Source organism: Protofrankia sp. CiT1 (genome assembly GCF_917627335.1).
Classification (GTDB): Bacteria; Actinomycetota; Actinomycetes; order Frankiales; family Frankiaceae; genus Protofrankia.
The window spans coordinates 12633-28104 of record NZ_CAKJTP010000041.1 but is presented as its reverse complement, the minus strand read 5'-3'; the positions used below and the strand labels follow the sequence as shown (position 1 = coordinate 28104).

General features: G+C 69.6%; 13 protein-coding genes and 1 pseudogene. 6 read left to right on the top strand and 8 right to left on the bottom strand.

Annotation, left to right across the window (positions count from 1 at the left end):
* Positions 1-382 (bottom strand): annotated as a pseudogene (locus MJ785_RS09555) (hypothetical protein); the annotation flags it as partial.
* A 108-nt stretch (positions 383-490) separates the two neighbouring features.
* Between MJ785_RS09555 and MJ785_RS09550 the strand changes: the two are divergent.
* The 3 genes from MJ785_RS09550 (at position 491) to MJ785_RS09540 (ending at position 3222) form a co-directional block, all read left to right on the top strand.
* Positions 491-847, top strand: coding sequence for a hypothetical protein (locus tag MJ785_RS09550; RefSeq protein ID WP_239311528.1), 357 nt, complete (start codon positions 491-493; stop codon positions 845-847).
* A 378-nt stretch (positions 848-1225) separates the two neighbouring features.
* Positions 1226-2056, top strand: a complete 831-nt coding sequence (locus MJ785_RS09545; RefSeq protein WP_370652663.1) for a 3-hydroxybutyryl-CoA dehydrogenase — start codon at positions 1226-1228, stop codon at positions 2054-2056.
* Positions 2053-3222, top strand: coding sequence for an acyl-CoA dehydrogenase family protein (locus MJ785_RS09540; protein ID WP_239311532.1), 1170 nt, complete (start codon positions 2053-2055; stop codon positions 3220-3222). The genes MJ785_RS09545 and MJ785_RS09540 overlap by 4 nt, the downstream gene beginning before the upstream one ends.
* Positions 3223-3332: 110 nt before the next feature.
* Here MJ785_RS09540 and MJ785_RS09535 read toward each other — a convergent pair whose 3' ends face one another.
* A complete protein-coding gene (locus MJ785_RS09535; protein WP_239380491.1) occupies positions 3333-5444 on the bottom strand; it encodes a hypothetical protein in 2112 nt (703 codons plus the stop codon).
* A gap of 426 nt (positions 5445-5870) precedes the next feature.
* Here MJ785_RS09535 and MJ785_RS09530 point away from each other — a divergent pair, with 426 nt between their 5' ends.
* Entirely contained in the window at positions 5871-7946 is a 2076-nt protein-coding gene (locus tag MJ785_RS09530) for an FGLLP motif-containing membrane protein (RefSeq protein WP_239380489.1), read from the top strand.
* A gap of 15 nt (positions 7947-7961) precedes the next feature.
* On the top strand, positions 7962-8579 hold the full coding sequence (locus MJ785_RS09525; protein WP_239311538.1) for a class I SAM-dependent methyltransferase: 618 nt from the start codon (positions 7962-7964) through the stop codon (positions 8577-8579).
* Here MJ785_RS09525 and MJ785_RS09520 read toward each other — a convergent pair.
* The 6 genes from MJ785_RS09520 to MJ785_RS09495 form a co-directional block, all read right to left on the bottom strand.
* On the bottom strand, positions 8538-9704 hold the full coding sequence (locus tag MJ785_RS09520; RefSeq protein WP_239311540.1) for a hypothetical protein: 1167 nt from the start codon (positions 9702-9704) through the stop codon (positions 8538-8540). The genes MJ785_RS09525 and MJ785_RS09520 overlap by 42 nt on opposite strands.
* Entirely contained in the window at positions 9691-10422 is a 732-nt protein-coding gene (locus MJ785_RS09515) for a class I SAM-dependent methyltransferase (RefSeq protein WP_239346707.1), read from the bottom strand. Before MJ785_RS09515 ends, MJ785_RS09520 begins: the two co-directional genes overlap by 14 nt.
* Positions 10416-11741, bottom strand: coding sequence for a glycosyltransferase family 4 protein (locus MJ785_RS09510; protein ID WP_239380487.1), 1326 nt, complete (start codon positions 11739-11741; stop codon positions 10416-10418). Before MJ785_RS09510 ends, MJ785_RS09515 begins: the two co-directional genes overlap by 7 nt.
* A 265-nt stretch (positions 11742-12006) precedes the next feature.
* Complete coding sequence (locus MJ785_RS09505; RefSeq protein ID WP_239308902.1) at positions 12007-12537, bottom strand: MarR family winged helix-turn-helix transcriptional regulator; 531 nt, start codon at positions 12535-12537, stop codon at positions 12007-12009.
* A gap of 46 nt (positions 12538-12583) precedes the next feature.
* On the bottom strand, positions 12584-13534 hold the full coding sequence (locus MJ785_RS09500; RefSeq protein ID WP_239308900.1) for a S1C family serine protease: 951 nt from the start codon (positions 13532-13534) through the stop codon (positions 12584-12586).
* 140 nt (positions 13535-13674) lie between these two features.
* Positions 13675-14421 (bottom strand): tyrosine-protein phosphatase, encoded by a 747-nt coding sequence (locus MJ785_RS09495; protein WP_239308898.1) that lies wholly within the window; start codon positions 14419-14421, stop codon positions 13675-13677.
* 285 nt (positions 14422-14706) lie between these two features.
* On the opposite strand from MJ785_RS09495, the gene MJ785_RS09490 reads away from it, so the two are divergent.
* The gene (locus tag MJ785_RS09490; RefSeq protein WP_239308896.1) at positions 14707-15132 is read left to right on the top strand and encodes a cold-shock protein; all 426 of its coding nucleotides are present in this window, start codon (positions 14707-14709) and stop codon (positions 15130-15132) included.
* The last annotated feature ends 340 nt before the right edge of the window (positions 15133-15472 follow it).

The following is a 15472-nucleotide window of genomic DNA, read 5'->3' as shown; positions in this document are numbered from 1 at the left end:
GCGGCGGTGCGGCGGTGCGACCGTGACGGCGGGCGGCGGGCGGTGGGCCGGCCCCGGCGACAATTGTGATCGTGTCGGTGTGGCCGGGCAGCGGGTGGATTCCCGCGGCGTCTGGCCGCCGCGGGAGCGTCGCGTGGTCTGGGCCAGCGCGTCGGCCGGCCGGGCCGGGATGAAGATCCAAAATGTTGTTCCAGGTCGTGCCCGGTCCCGGCGCGGCGAGCTGCCGGCTGGTAGCGGAGCACCCAGCACGCGCGTCCAGACAGTCGTCGACTCGCCTCGGGGCGGCTGGCGGGCGGGCAGCCAGGGCCGAGGGAGATGCGCCGGCATAACGGAACGTGGTATCGAGAGTCTGACCACCGTGCGGACCCGCGACACGGACCACACAGCGTGGGTGTTCGGGCGTGGATCCTCCGATCGCTGGCAACGTGTTACGAGGCAGGCCGGGCAGTCGCAGACGTGGCAAGTACCTAGCGGAGGTGGAGAACTCGATATGGCAGCGCAGAAAACGCACCGGAATATCGAAGACTGGGCACATGATCTTCCTGCCGGCTTCATAGAGTGCCGCACGATGGGTCATCGGTGGGAGCCGCATACGGCGGCCTGGGACAAAGAAGCCAGGGCCTACCACGTGACGCATGAATGTGACCGTTGTGGCACTCAGCGCAAGGCCTGGTGGAGCAGGACGGGAGAGATCTCCGCAGCCTCCTACAGCTATCCCGACGGCTACCTCACGAAGGACGTTGGTTATATCGGGGCGGAAGGGCGGGGTGTGCTGCGCACGGAATATCTGACCCGTGTCTTCAGCAGCAGGGCGGACAGCACCAACGGCAGGAAGAGAGCGTCATGACCCTGGTGCGGCGTTCTTCCCCGTGGTTCGCGCCGAGCCACCCGGGCGGTGCGCCGTACCGCGCCGCCTGTCGTGATCGGGAGCGGCGGACCAGTCGTTGATCCGCTGAATCCGCCGCGTCGCGAGACCTTATCCAACACTTCTTGTGGCTATCCGCTTCCTAACGACACCAGGTGCCGCTACAGTGCAGCTGCGAGAGCCGACCACTTCGTGTGATGTGCCACGCGGGAACCCGTGTGGGACGCCCAGCGATCGTGGGTGCTGTCGGCTGCCGTGCGTACGAGCGCCCCTATTGCCGGGCGTGCCAAACCGGACCGGGATTCCAGGGGTGGCTCAGTGGTCGATGTGACAAGGATCGGCGTGGTAGGTGGTGGCCTGATGGGTTCGGGCATTGCCGAGGTATGTGCCCGAGCGGGTCTCGATGTGACAGTCGTCGAAACGGACACGGGCCGGGCCGCGGCAAGCCATGGCCAGGTGGTCAGTTCACTGGGCCGCGCGGCGCTGCGGAACAAGCTGTCGGTCGATGACCGTGACCGGGCGTTGGAGCGGTTGAGCTTCACGACGGACCTCAACGAACTGGCCGACCGTCAGCTGGTGATCGAGGCCGTCGTGGAGGACGAACGGCTGAAGGTCGAGATCTTCCGGGATCTTGACAAGGTGGTCGCTGACCGTGGCGCGATCCTTGCGTCCAACACGTCGTCCATTCCCATCATGAAGCTCGGGATGGCGACCAGCAGGCCGCGCCACGTGATCGGTATCCATTTTTTCAACCCGGTGCCCGTTCTGCCGTTGGTTGAACTGGTGCCATCCCTGTTGACCGATGAGGAGACCCAGACCAGGGCTGAGTCCTTTGTCGGTGAGCTGCTCGGGAAGCGGGCGATCCGATCTCAGGACCGCGCCGGTTTTGTGGTGAATGCCCTGCTCGTACCATATCTGCTGTCCGCCATCAGAATGCTTGAGTCGGGTTTTGCCTCGGCGGCCGATATCGACAGCGGGATGGTGCTCGGCTGCGCGCATCCCATGGGCCCACTGGCATTGGCCGACCTGATCGGTCTCGACACGGTGAACGCGATCGCCGAATCGCTGTACGCTGAGTTCAAGGAGCCGTTGTACTCGTCACCCCCCTTACTCATGCGAATGGTTGACGCCGGCCTGCTCGGGAAGAAGAACGGCCGCGGCTTCTACGAGTACGGTCAGGTCGACGCGTGACCCCGGCGAGCGCCGGCACTGGCGTGTATCAGCTGAGCGAGGAACACCAGGCCCTGCGGGAGGCGGTACGGCGGCTGGCGGAAAAGGAGATCGCCCCGTATGCCGCCGACGTCGACGAGCGGGCCCGCTACCCAACCGAAGCACATGCCGCATTGACGCGGTCCGGCTTCCACGCTGTGCACATCCCGGCGGAGTACGGCGGCGAGGGCGCGGACGCGGTCGCGGCCTGCATCGTGATCGAGGAGGTGGCGCGGGTCTGCGCATCTTCCTCGTTGATTCCGGCGGTGAACAAGCTGGCGACTGTTCCGATCATGCTTGCGGCGTCCGAGGAACTGAAAAAGCAGGTGCTGCCTTCGATCGCCGCGGGTGAGGCCATGGCGTCCTATGCGCTGTCCGAACGGGAAGCGGGTTCGGACACCGCCTCCATGCGTACCAGCGCACGGCTGGATGGTGATTACTGGGTGCTCAACGGTACCAAGTGCTGGATCACCAATGCCGGCCAGTCCAGCTGGTACACGGTGATGGCGGTCAGCGACCCGACCGCGGCGAAGAAGTCCCAGGGCATTTCGGCGTTCGCGGTCCACCAGGACGATCCCGGCTTCTCGGTGGGTCTGGAGGAGCGCAAGCTCGGCATCAAGGGCTCGCCGACCAGAGAGATCCATCTGGAGAACTGCGCGATCCCGGCCAATCGGATCATCGGGGAGCCGGGCACCGGGCTGAAGACCGCGCTGCGCACGCTGGATCACACCCGCCCCACGATCGGCGCGCAGGCGGTGGGTATCGCCCAGGGCGCGCTGGACACGGCGATCGTCTACGTCAAGGAACGCCGGCAGTTCGGGCGGGCCATCGCCGAGTTCCAGGGCCTGCAATTCATGATCGCTGATATGGGGATGAAGATCGAGGCGGCTCGGCACCTGGTGTACGTGGCCGCGGCCAAGGCCGAGCGTGGCGATCCAGATGCCGGGTTCGTGTCGGGGGCGGCGAAGTGCTTCGCCTCGGACGTGGCCATGGAGGTCACCACCGATGCGGTCCAGCTGCTCGGCGGCGCGGGATACACCCGCGACTTCCCGCTTGAGCGGATGATGCGCGATGCGAAGATCACGCAGATCTACGAGGGGACGAACCAGATCCAGCGAGTGATCATGGCTCGGCGCCTGCTCGGTTAGGGCCTGTCTGATGGATGGCAGCTGACCCGCGCGATCGACGATCCATCAGACGCGCCCCAGCGCCGGCCACGTAGCCGTAGCCCGTTAGGAGCGTGGCCGGCTGGAGCTGATTACCGTTTTGGCCGTACGGAACGCACGGAGCGTGACGGCCGCTTGCGAGCCGGGCGGCGGTTGCCACGGTGCTGCAGTGGCTCGACGACCAGCCTGCGTAGCTCATCCAACCCGGTGGCGTCGGGATGCCCGGAGCCCAGCAGCGCGCCGAACAGATCCCGCATGTCGCTGCTGCTTGCCTGCGCGAACGATTCGCGGACAGCGTCCGGGCCGGCGATCTCAAGCAGCTGGATCAGTTGCTCGGTCACGGCCAGCAGGCTTTCTCGCTCGGTCAGGCTATCCGGGTCCAGTTCCTCATCTTCAACGAGGAACTGGACGGCGATCGATCCGAGCGCGGCGTCTGAGCGCAGCCGCTGGAGCAGGGCTGTCCGATCGGGCTGGGCCGTACACAGCGCATCGAGCATCGCGGCGGCCCGATGGCGGAAGGAGCAGGACCGTACCGCGTCGAGCAGGCTGTCCAGCCCGGCTTCCTCGCCACCGTGGGCGGCCAGCCAGCGAAGGATCTCCTCCCGGCCGGTTTCCGGGGTGTAATGCTGGGCGATCATGCCAAGCAGCCGCGCGGGGTCGGTGTCGGTCAGCTCGCCGACGAGGGGCATGTAGCGGCCTTCAGCAAGCAGCCGGACGCGGACCGCATGGGTCCCCAGGTGGCTGAGGGCAACGGTCTCGACGGGCCCGGCGTCGGGAGCGAGCGCGGCGCGGAGCCGTTCCCGGGCGTCCGGGGGCAGACCTGTGGAGATGCTCTGGAGGCTGGCGGCGAAGTCATTCGCATCGAGGTCATCGCAGCCGTCGAGGCCATCGGAGCCATCGGAGCCGCTGAGATCCTCAAGGAACATCGGATCGGCCGGTCCGATCGCCTGTTCCACCCCGCCGGCCTCAGCCAGTATCCGCAGCATCCGCCTCAGATCGGCTTCGACCGTCTGCCGCCAGATCGACTGCTGGGACTCGTCCTCGTCCTCGTCGTCGAGGCCGAAGGCAGCCTGGCAGGACAGCCAGACGCTTTCCGCCAGGCGTTTCACCGGCACCGGCGCTGGCATGCCGTAGATGGTGTTGAGGACGTCGGGCACGGCTTCGTCGAAGACGTCGTGGAGCATGCCCGGAGCATGGCCGTACACCCGTGGCTGCACCACCGCGTCGGCAAGCTCGTTGAACGTGTTGAACGCCGCGGTCCACAGGGCCAGGCTGGCACGCAGCAGCGGCTGCGACTTCGCGACCCGCACCAAGCGGTTCTTCACCACCCGGATCAGCCGCAGTTTCTTGGCCCATTCGACCACCAGGATGAGCCCGGCCAGCTCCGTACTGCTCTTGGTCCGCCAGACCCGGCCACCGACGACGGGGTCGACCGTGTCGCCGGTGCCGAGCAGCTCGATCAGCTCACGGGCGTCGACAAGCTTGAGCTGGCCGGTCGCGGTCAACGCGCGGCCGGCGCCGACCCAGTCGGTGAGCGCACGCAGCTGCCGGACGAGCCGGTTGTCCTCCGCCATCGCGGCAAGCTCGTGCTCCGGCGGGAGTGACACCGGCAGCTGGGAGCAGGCGCGCGCGGGCGGCCCGCCGTCACCACGCAGATGCCGTGTGACGATGTCGTTGAGAATCGCATCATCGTGTTCGACCCGGCCGGCGCGGGCGCTGTCGGCGAAGCGCCGCATCGCGACCTCGTCGGTCGGGTCGATACCGGAGGTGATTGCCCGCATGGCCCAGAATTTCGCGATGCCGAAGTTGCGTTCGTCGGACATCGCCTGCCGGAACGTGTCACCGGCGGTGGCGGCGATCGCGGTCTCGATGTCGGGGAGGGCGTCGCCGGTCGGATCATCCAGAGCGGTGTGGTGCAGGTAACGCAGCATTGTGAGCAGCATGTCCGGGATATCGGCGGCGTCGTCCGCGCTGACCGACACCTGCCGCGGTATCCAGTCGAGCAGGAACGCCCGGACGAGGTCGACGGTCCAGAAGCCGAGCCGTCCATCGACGCTGTAATGGCGGAAGTCCAGCGCGGCATCCAGGATAAACGGATCAACGGTCAGCTGTTGTTCGCCCGCCCACACCGAACAGCGGCGGATGAACAGCTCCTTCGCGGCCTCGAATTCGTTGGACTGCTCGGGCTCGAAGTGTGTACGCATGTCCGCGCCTTCCTTGCCGATCGTTTGCCGGCCAGACTAGCGGCGGTGCGTGTTGACCGCGTAACCACCTCCGTCGAACCCGCCGCCAGCCCGGATCGCGTAACGTCACTCGATGTTCAGCCACGCGTTGGCATATTGCTGATTGTAGTCGGCCGAACCAGGCAACGCATCAGGCAATAAGAGCGCCCGGCAATAGGGGCGTGGATCAAGGAGCGGGGCTGGGGTGCGTGCATCGCGAGGCGGCGCGGGGATGCGCCGGAGGTGGTGGGCGTTGACCGGCGAGTCGGGGCACCCGTGCGTCGCGCGGCGATGGCTGACGGCTTCCCAAACACGCCGTAAAGCGCTGATCAGCGGCTGCCGAGGAATGCCCCCATGGCCGGCCGCGGATGAGGCGAGCGGCGCCGGCCTGTCGGGGCGGAGGATGGCGTGGACACAAGGCACATAGTGCGCAATGTCGCTGGTGGCCGGAGCCCGACAGGGACATGGCTGCTTGCCGTGCTCCTCGCGATACTGGGCGTGGCGGCAACGGTTGGCTGGGGGTCGGTGCCGCCAGCCAACGCGGCCGTGCGGACCGCCGCGGCCGCGGCCGCGGGACCGTCGATGGCGCTCACCCCTGTGTCCGGGCCGGCCGGGGCTTCCGTGACAGCGACCGGGACGGGGTTCGGCTGCACCGGCACGAGGGTTCCCGCAGTGGACGTGTCCTGGGACCGGACCCAGGCCGTGGGGACGGCGTCGGTCAGTTCCGGCGGCTTCAGCCTCACCTTCCGGGTACCGATGGGAGCGGCCGCTGGTTCACACTCGGTCACCGCCGCGTGTTCCGCGGTCTCTGCCTCGGCGACGTTCACCGTGGTCCAGCCTGTGCCGTCGCCCACCCCGGCTCCCCAGCCCACCCCGGCTCCCCAGCCCAGCACCACCCCGGCCACCCCGGCCAGCCCGGTGGCCAGCGCGGCCGGTGGCCCCGCGGCGACCACGTCCGCTGCTGGTGTGACGGCAGCTGGCACGGCCGGGGCGCCGATACAGACCGTGGTGGCACCCGACACGACCAACGCCGGGGGGGTTCCCACCGGCGGGACAGCACAGCCCGTGCCCGGCGCAGGCTCCGGCTCCGACGCGGCCTCCGGGGGCTTGCCGGGGGCCGCGGCCGGTGGCGTGGCGGATGCGGCTGGTGGCGGTGGCCCTGGCGGAACGGGCGGGTCGGCCGGGCTGGGGACGGCAGTTACCAGCGGCCCGCGCGGTTCCGGGGAACCGGGTGATCGATCGGGCGAGGCGGGTGGGCGGCTGCGTTCCGGCTATGCCCGTGCCCTGCCCGCTCCCGGCGAGGTCTTCCGCCGCCCCGCGCGGGTGGGCGCCATGGCCGGCCTGGCTGTGTTGCTGCTGCCGCTGGTCGGCTTCGCCGCCGAGCTGTTCCACAAGACCATCCACCACAACCGCGAGACCCTGCGCCGCTGGTTCGCCTGGGCGTCGCCGTTCCCGGCCAGGGCCGGGCGGCTGCCGCGGCCGCTGCTCATCGCCGGCTTCTTCCTGCTTGCCACGGCACTTGCGGTGCTGGTGGAGCCGGGAGCCGGGGTGAACGCGGCGACTGTCGCGCTCGTGCTGGGCTTCGCGGTGGCGATCCCGGTCGGCATGCTGCTCTACAGCAAGCCCATCGACACCTACCAGCGGCGGGCGTCCGGTGGCGGGCGCGGTGAACTGGAGGTGCTGCCGGGCGCCGCTGTCGTGGCTGTCGGCTGCGCGCTGCTGTCCTGGGGCGCCGCGTTCAACCCCGGCTATGTGTACGGGCTGATCGCGGAGTACCGCGCCCGGGGCGGGCGGCGGCTGGCCCCGCGTGACGAGGGGCGGGCCGTGCTGGTCGGTGCGCTGGTCATGCTGGCGGTCGCGGTGGCCGCGTGGCTGGTGCGTGTCCCCGTGGTGGCGGCCCTGCGGCGGCACGGCTCCGGCCAGGGCGCGTTCGCCCTCGCGGTCACTGAGAACGTGCTGTGCCAGGTGGTGGCGGGCGCGGTGGTGGCCGCACCCGTCGTCCTGCTGCCCATTCACTACCTGGACGGCCGCAAGCTGTGGGAGTGGAGCCGCCTGGCCTGGGCCGCGACCTGTGGCGTCGCGCTGACACTTTTCGCGATCCTGGTGCTTGACCCCTCCGGGCTGCTCGGGATGGGCGATGGGCAGGTCTGGCGGCGAGCGGCCTGGCTGTTCGGCGGGTTCGCGGTTCTCTCCGTGCTTTTCTGGGCCTTCTTCCGGATCATGCCGGCACGCCTGCTCGGCCACCCGGACGAAGTGGATAACACGGATAACACGGATGGCCCGGATGGCCCGGATGGCCCGGATGGCACAGACAATATAGACAACATGGACAACGGTGATGGCGACGCTGTGGATGGCGACGGCAGGGCGCCTGCGAACAGCCATGACGACGGCACGGATGATCATAATCACGCCGATACCATGCCCCTCACGATCAGGAGGACGGCGGAGCCGGACACGGTCACGCTAAGCAAGATCCGTTAATAGCGAGGAGTGGGCGTGGATGGTGCGTTGCGGCAGGCGGCCGAGGCCGCGACGGGCTTCATGCCGGCGGGGGAGGGGCTCGCGCTGTACACCGCGGCGGCGCAGGTGCCCGCGGGCGTGCTGATCTGTGAGATCGGCACCTACTGCGGAAAGTCGACGCTGTATCTGGCGGCGGCGGCCCGGCGGGCTGGGGCCGCGGTCGTCACCGTCGATCATCACCACGGCTCGGAGGAGAACCAGCCCGGCTGGGAGTACCATGATCCGGCCCTCGTCGATCCCCGTACGGGCCGGCTCGACACCCTGCCGGCGCTGCGGCGTACCCTCGCGGACGCGGGGGTGGCGGATGTGGTGACGGTGGTCGTCGGCCGGTCCGAGGCGGTGGGGCGGTGGTGGACGACGCCGGTCGGGCTGTTGTTCCTGGACGGCGGGCACACCCACGAACAGGCTCAGGCCGATTACGAGGCCTGGGCGCGCCACGTCTCGCCCGGCGGCCGGCTGGTCATCCATGATGTGTTCGCGGACCCGGCGGACGGCGGTCAGGCGCCTTTCGCCGTGTTTCAGCGGGCGCTGGGCGAGGGTTTCACCGAGCGGTCACGCACGGGATCGCTGCGGGTCCTCGAACGCGCTGCCTGACCGGAGGTTTTCCGGCGGCCGGCCGGCCGAGCCGCGGCCGCAGGAACAGCCGAGCGGGATCGCTGCCGCACCCACCGCGCCGGGACCGGATGCCGATCGTCGCGCGGGCAGGCCGTCCCCGCGGAACGCGGCCTCGGTGACGCCGCCGGTGAGACTGTCGACGGCGAGCAGCACCGCCGCGGCCGTCCAGGTGCTCTGCTCCGGTGGCCAGTACAGCTTTTCGGCGAACTGCCAGCCCGTCCAGTAGCTGCCGTCGTTGTGCCGCAGGAACTGGATGTCTTCGAGCAGCCCGGCCGCGGCGCCGCTCTCCCCGACCAGATGCAGCGCGATCGCCAGCTCGCAGGTCTCGGCGCCGGTCACCCACGGCTGGTCGGCCACGCACCGGGCGCCGAGGCCGTCGACGACGAAGTCGTCCCACCGGCTACGCAGCCGGTCCCGGCCCCGCGGGCCGCGCAGCGCGCCGCCGATCACCGGGTAGTACCAGTCCATAGACCACCGGCGCTTGTCCACGAAGCGCTCCGGATGGTCGCGCAGAGCGTGGTGCAGGGCGCCGGCAGCCGCCTCCCAGCGGGGCACCGCCTCGCCGAGCGCGGCGGCGAGACCGAGCCCGCAGCGCAGACTGTGCAGGGTGCTGGAGCATCCGGTGAGCAGCGCCTCGGGGTAGGCGGTGCCGTCCGCCGAGCGTGCCCACCAGATCTGGCCGCCGGCGGCCTGCAGGCCCACGACGAAGTCGAGCGCGGCACGTACGACCGGCCACATCCGCCGCAGGAAGGAACGGTCGCCGGTGGCGAGCCAGCTGTGCCAGGCCGCGGTCGCCACGTAGGCGCACTGGTTGCTGTCGGCGAAGTCGTCCTTGATCTGACCGGCGACGTAGCTGGTCGCCCATGATCCGTCATCCCGCTGGGTGTGGCGGATCCACTCCCAGGCGGCGTCCACGGCTTCGATGGTGTCTGGCCGGCCGGCGATCCGTAGCGCCATCGCGCACTCGAGGTGATCCCACGGGTCGGTGTGCCCGCCCGGATACCAGGGGATGGCGCCGTCGGGCTCCTGGACGGCGACGATCGTGGCCGCGGTCTCGGCGATCGCGTCCGGGGTGAGCGGTGGGGTGGGCTTAACCGGCCGCACGCGGGACCTCCGGTTTGCGCAGATAGAACACGACGCTCTTGCCGATGAGCGGATTGAGCACCCGTTCGGCGAGGCGGGTGGGCCACGGCCGGCGCATCATGTCCCAGACCAGCACCCGGTGGTAGAGCCTGGTCGCGGGGTGGCCGTCGTTGTGCACTCCCACCAGGCAGCGCAGCCACCAGTACGGAGCGTGCAGAGCATGCGCGGTGTGCCTGTCAACGGGGTCGAGCCCCACGGCGCGTAACCGGGCCAGTAGATCGCGTTGCCGGTAGATGCGGATGTGCCCGCCTTCCACGCTGTGGTAAGCGGTCGAGAGGCGCCAGCAGATCCGCTCAGGCAGCCAGGCCGGGACGGTGACCGCGGCGAGCCCGCCGGGGCGCAGCACGCGGGCCAGCTCCGCCATGGCGCGGGCGTCGTCCGCGATGTGTTCGAGCACCTCCGCGGCGATGACCCGGTCGAAGGTGGCGTCGGCGAACGGCAGCGCGAGCGCGTCCCCGCGCACGCAGGCGGCCCGTGCCGCCGGCGGCACCTGGCCCTGCGCGGCCATCGCGGCGAACATCTGCCCGACACCGGTGACCTCGGCCGCCGCGTGGTCGAGCGCGACCACCTCCGAGCCTCGGCGGAACGCCTCGAAACCATGCCGGCCCGTGCCGCAGCCGAGATCGAGCAGACGGCAGCCCTCGGTGACCGGGTAGCGGTCGAAGTCGACCGTCAGCATGGGTGCGGGCCGGCCGCCGAGGAGCGCTCGCGCCCGGACCGGACCGCGTCGATCCGGTCCGCATACCACGCCGCGGTCGCGGCGGCCGCGGCTCGCCAGGAGAAGCGCTCCTTCACCCGGGTGCGGCCGGCGGCGCCCATCCGCGCTCGCAGCGCCGGGTCGTCGAGCAGCCGTCCGATCGCGGCGGCCAGCGCCTCGGCGTCCCCGGGCGCGACGAGCGCGGCGGCCTGCCCGGCCGGCCCGACCACCTCCGGAAGCGCACCGGCCGTGGTCGTGACCAGTGCCACGCCACAGGCCATCGCTTCGACCGCGGGCAGGCTGAAGCCCTCGTGCAGCGACGGCACCACGGCCAGCTCCGCTGACCGCAGCAGCGTGACGAGTTCCGTTTCGGACAGGTTCGGGCGGAACGTGACGACGCCGGTGAGGCCGAGGTCGTCGACCTGGTGCTCGATAGCGCCACCCGGCCGGGCCGCACCGACGCACACCAGGTGGGCGTCACGTTCGGCCCGGACCTTGGCGAGCGCCTCCAGCAGCACTCCCAGCCCCTTCAGCGGTACGTCCGCGCTGGTCACGACCACGATGCGCCCTGGCGTCGACGCCAAAGCCGACGCCGGGGCGGTGGCGGGGCGAAAGACGTCGGCATCGACACCGAGCGGGACGGTGCGCATCGCCGCCGCGGCCACCCTCATGTCGAGGATGATCTCCTGGCGGGAGCTCTGGGACGGAACGATGATGCCGTCGAGGCTGCGAGCGACCCGGGCCTGCATCGGCAGGAAGGAGTACCAGCGGCGGATGCCGGCACGCGCGGTCCGGTCCGGTGCGGCAGCCAGCGCCAGCCGGCGATCGACGGTGATCGGATGGTGCACCGTCGCCACCACCGGAACGCCGTGCGGGCGCAGCGCCCGGCGCAGGGCGAGCAGGCCGTAGCCCAAGCCCTGGTTGTCATGGACGATATCGAAGCGGGGTGGGTGGCCGGTATCCGGTCGCAGCGCACGGGCGGCCCGGATGCTGAACGCCAGCGGCTCGGAGAACTGGCCGGTGCGCATCAGGCCGAACTCGACGGCGTCGGCGACGGTGCGCAGCTCCCGTGGGGACGGCCAGCGGAACGGATCGGGCTCGGCGTACAGGTCGAGGCTGGGCAGCATGCGCAGCTCGATCCCGGGGTCGAGCAGGGGGTAGGGTGGCCCGCTCACCACCGTGACGTGGTGGCCCAGCATGACGAGTTCGCGGGAAAGATGCCGGACGTACACGCCTTGACCGCCGCAGGTGGGCAGACTGCGGTATGACAGCAACGCGATCCGCAACGGTGTCCTCTCCATAGGTTCAGATCCATGGGCTCAGATCTGTTTCCCGCCGGTGCCAGCTCGCGTCCCCTGTTGCCAGGCGCTCCAAGCCGGCGCGGAGCTGTTTCCGGCACAGTAGGGCATATCCGGTGGATCTTCTCGGAAGTGCGCTCCGGACTGCGGATACCCGTTGGGCGTTGCCGGCCGGGAACGGCTCCCGGGCCCGCGCGCCGAGGCCGAGGCCGAGGCCGGCCAGCCCGTCCAGCGCCTGGGGACCGCGGCCAGGCCCGCGCTGAGCGGTTCAGGTCGTCTCGCTGGCGAGCCGGGCGAGTGCGCCACCGGCGCGCATGAGGTCCGCCAGATCCTGGTGGCTCAGTTGGCGAAGGCGGCGGGAGTACCAGCTGTCGACGACACGCCGGGATTCCTGGACGGCGGTGAGACCCTGGTCGGAAATCCGCACGATGCACTGGCGACCGTCGTATTCGTCGTTTTCTTTGATCGCCAGGCCACGTTCGATCAGCGTTGCCAGCGCGCGTGTCATCGACGGTTTACGCACACCTTCGACGTGGGCGAGCTGCGTCGGCGTCAGCGGCCCCAGCCGTTGCAGCGTGGACAGGGCTGAAATCAGGCTGAACGGCAGCGCCCGTGGGTCACGCTGGCGTTCCGCCCGCTGTGAGCGCGCGAGCCTGGTTATCGAGGTTCGCAGCATGGCCACGAACACCGGGTCGAGGCGCTCGTCATACGGGGCGCTACCGGTACCCGCATGGTTGGCGGTGGTCGGGTAGCGCCCGCGTCCGGTCGACGGTGGGCCGCTGGCCGGTCGTATGGGCACGGTCATTACCGCATGGTAACGACTTTCGCGGTTGATGCCGTGTCGATCAGGTGAGCACCAGTTCCTGGGGGACGACGATGACGTCGACGAGCGCGCCGCGCCGCCATACGGTCAGTTCGACCGGTTTTCCGATGGTCTCCTCGGTCATGAGGCGCTGGAGGTCGCCGGATGCGGCGACCGGCCGCCCGGCGACCGAGAGCACCAGATCGCCGGTGAACAGCCCGGCCCGTCCGGCCGGGCTGTTCACCACGACCTCCGCCAGCCGTACGCCGTGCCGGCGGCCGAACCGCTCCGCCAGGTGCGGCGGGAGCGGAGCCCGGGAACTGGCCACCCCGAGATAGGCCCGCCGGACCCGACCGTCACGCATGAGCGCGGCGAGGATGCGGCGGGTGGTGTCGTTGACCGGGATGGCGAGCCCGAGGCCGATCCCGGCGACGGCGGTGTTCACGCCGACGAGGTGGGCGTTCGCATCGGCCAAGGCGCCGCCGGAGTTACCCGGGTTGAGAGCGGCGTCGGTCTGGATCACCTCGTCGATGACACGGACGGTCGCGCCGGCCCGGGTCGGCAGCGACCGGCCGAGCGCGCTGACAACCCCTGCCGTGACGCTGCCGGTCAGCCCCAGCGGATTGCCCACGGCGACGACGAGCTGGCCGACGGCAAGCGTTGCGGCATCGCCGAGCGTGGCCGGCGGAGGCGTGCTACCGCGGGCGCGCAGCACGGCGAGATCGGACAGCGGATCGGCGCCGATCACGTCCACGACCCGCTCCGTGCCGTCGGTGAACTCAGCCGTGCCGGTCACGGCGTTCCGTTCCCTGCCCGGCAGGCCGCTGTCGACGACGTGGGCGGAGGTCAGTAGGAAACCGTCGTCGGTGAAAACCACGGCGGACCCAGCGCCCGCACCCGCGCTGGTCCGTACCCGCAGGCTCGCGACAGCGGGGGAGAGCGCGGCGGCGACCCTGGTCACCACCTGCGAGTAGGCGTCCATCGGATCCTGCATCACGGCCTCCCGGCGCCGGTCCCAGACAAGCGATCTGATTACATGCTTACGTCGCTTGCAACATCGCAGCGTCGAGCGGCCTTCCCTGTTCCCTGTCCGCCCAGGGCGGACAGGGAACAGGGAACAGGGAAGGCGGGGCGTCAGTCGACGAGTGCCTTCCGCAGGACATCCAGCTCGGCCTGGGTGATGCCATGGTCGAGCGCCCAGCCGGCCGTGCCGCCCCAGCGCTGGTCGACGGTCTCGAAGAAGGCCCACATCGTCTCGGGCCGGCAACCGATGTCGCCGCGCGCGCTCCTGCCGTAGGTCGGCATCGCGATCAGGCGTTCCCTGATCCGCGGCAGCCGTTCATTGGTCAGGACGTAGTCGTCGACGATCGCTTCGCGCCGGACCCCGACGACATCCAGAACGAGCGCGGCAAGGACACCGGTGCGGTCCTTGCCCGCCGCGCAGTGAAACAGGACCGGTAGCTCAGCTGGCTGGGTGAGCAGCCGCAGTGCCGCCGGCACCGTGCTGCCGGGACGGGTCAGATAGTCCACGTAGTGCTCGACCGTCTCCTGCCTGGATCGCTGTTCGACGATCACCTTGTGTTCGGGGTCGCCGGGCACGAGATAGACGTCGGGAACGAACGCCACGTTGCGGTAACGGACCGCGGTCTCCGCGAGCAGCCCGCGGCCCTCGGCCGCCGCTTCCCTCGGCGTCCGCAGATCCAGCACGGTGCGTAGACCGAACCCGTTGAGCAGTACGTCCGTACCCTCCACCGTCAGCTGCTGGACCGTGTCGCACCGGATCAGAAGCCCCCGCTTGGTCGAGCCACCGTCCGTTGTGGGCAGGTCCCCGAGGTCGCGGGCGTTGTCACAGCCATCAAGGTGGATCCAACGGTCGGTCACGAAACCCCTTCGGTCGCGGTGGGCAAACGCCGGTGCCACTGGCGGTCGGTCGGTCGGTCGGCCGCGGCCGGGGCGTCTGAGCTTCCCAGCCTAACCGTGCCAGGTCAGCGGAAGACGGCCTCATGCGACCGGCTGGCCGGCGCGGACCGCCCGTGTGATCCACCGCCAGCATGATGATCATTTGCTCTTTCCTGTGTGTCAGCGGTTGACTTGGTTGGGTTCAGCTGGCAATGTGCGTGCGGTCTCACGGTTTGGGACGTTCGCCCTGAGGTAGAGGTTGATGCGGTGGGTACTGGCAGGATCGTGCGGTTCGACGGGATTCGTGGCTACGGCTTCATCGCGCCTGACGAGGGCGGCGATGACATCTTCATGCATGTGAACGATTTGGAGGATGAAAAGTATCTGTTCCGGCCCGGCGTACTTGTCGAGTTCAAAGCGGAGGAGGGTGACAAGGGTCTGAAGGCCTCAGCTGTCCGTCTTGTTGACCGGGCCGGGGTCGGCCCGTTTTTTCCCCGTGCCACCAGCCCGAACCTTGCGGGTTCGGGCACCGACGACGACGAGATGTGCGATGTCCTGACCACCGCCGAGTTTCTCCATGTGCTCACTGAGATACTTGTCGAGGGGGTACCGACGTTGACCGGTGGCCAGATTGGCCAGATACGGCAGCGGCTCCTCGACCTCGCGCGGGCGCGCGGTTGGGTCGAATCCTGACGCTCCGGCCGGCTGGTCCGGCGGGTGGGCCTGCCGTGATGCCCGCGGCGGTACGCGGTTCGGCGTTGTCATCCGATGGATGAATTATCCGTTGAGAGCGAGAACGCCGGGCGTCGGGATACTGTCCGTCGCCATTCCGTTGACGCCCGCGGCTGGCACGGCGGCAGGTGAATGTTTCTACCGTGCGCTGGGGGCCGGAGAGCAGCATCCGCTCGGTCTTCACACGGGTTTCTGGCCAGGGACGCTGCCTGGTGGGTGCCGTGCCTGGCGGGCGCTCCGCCAGGCCGCGGTCCAAGCCGGGGCTGTTGCTTCCCTCGCTGCTGTTCATCGCTGTTCATCG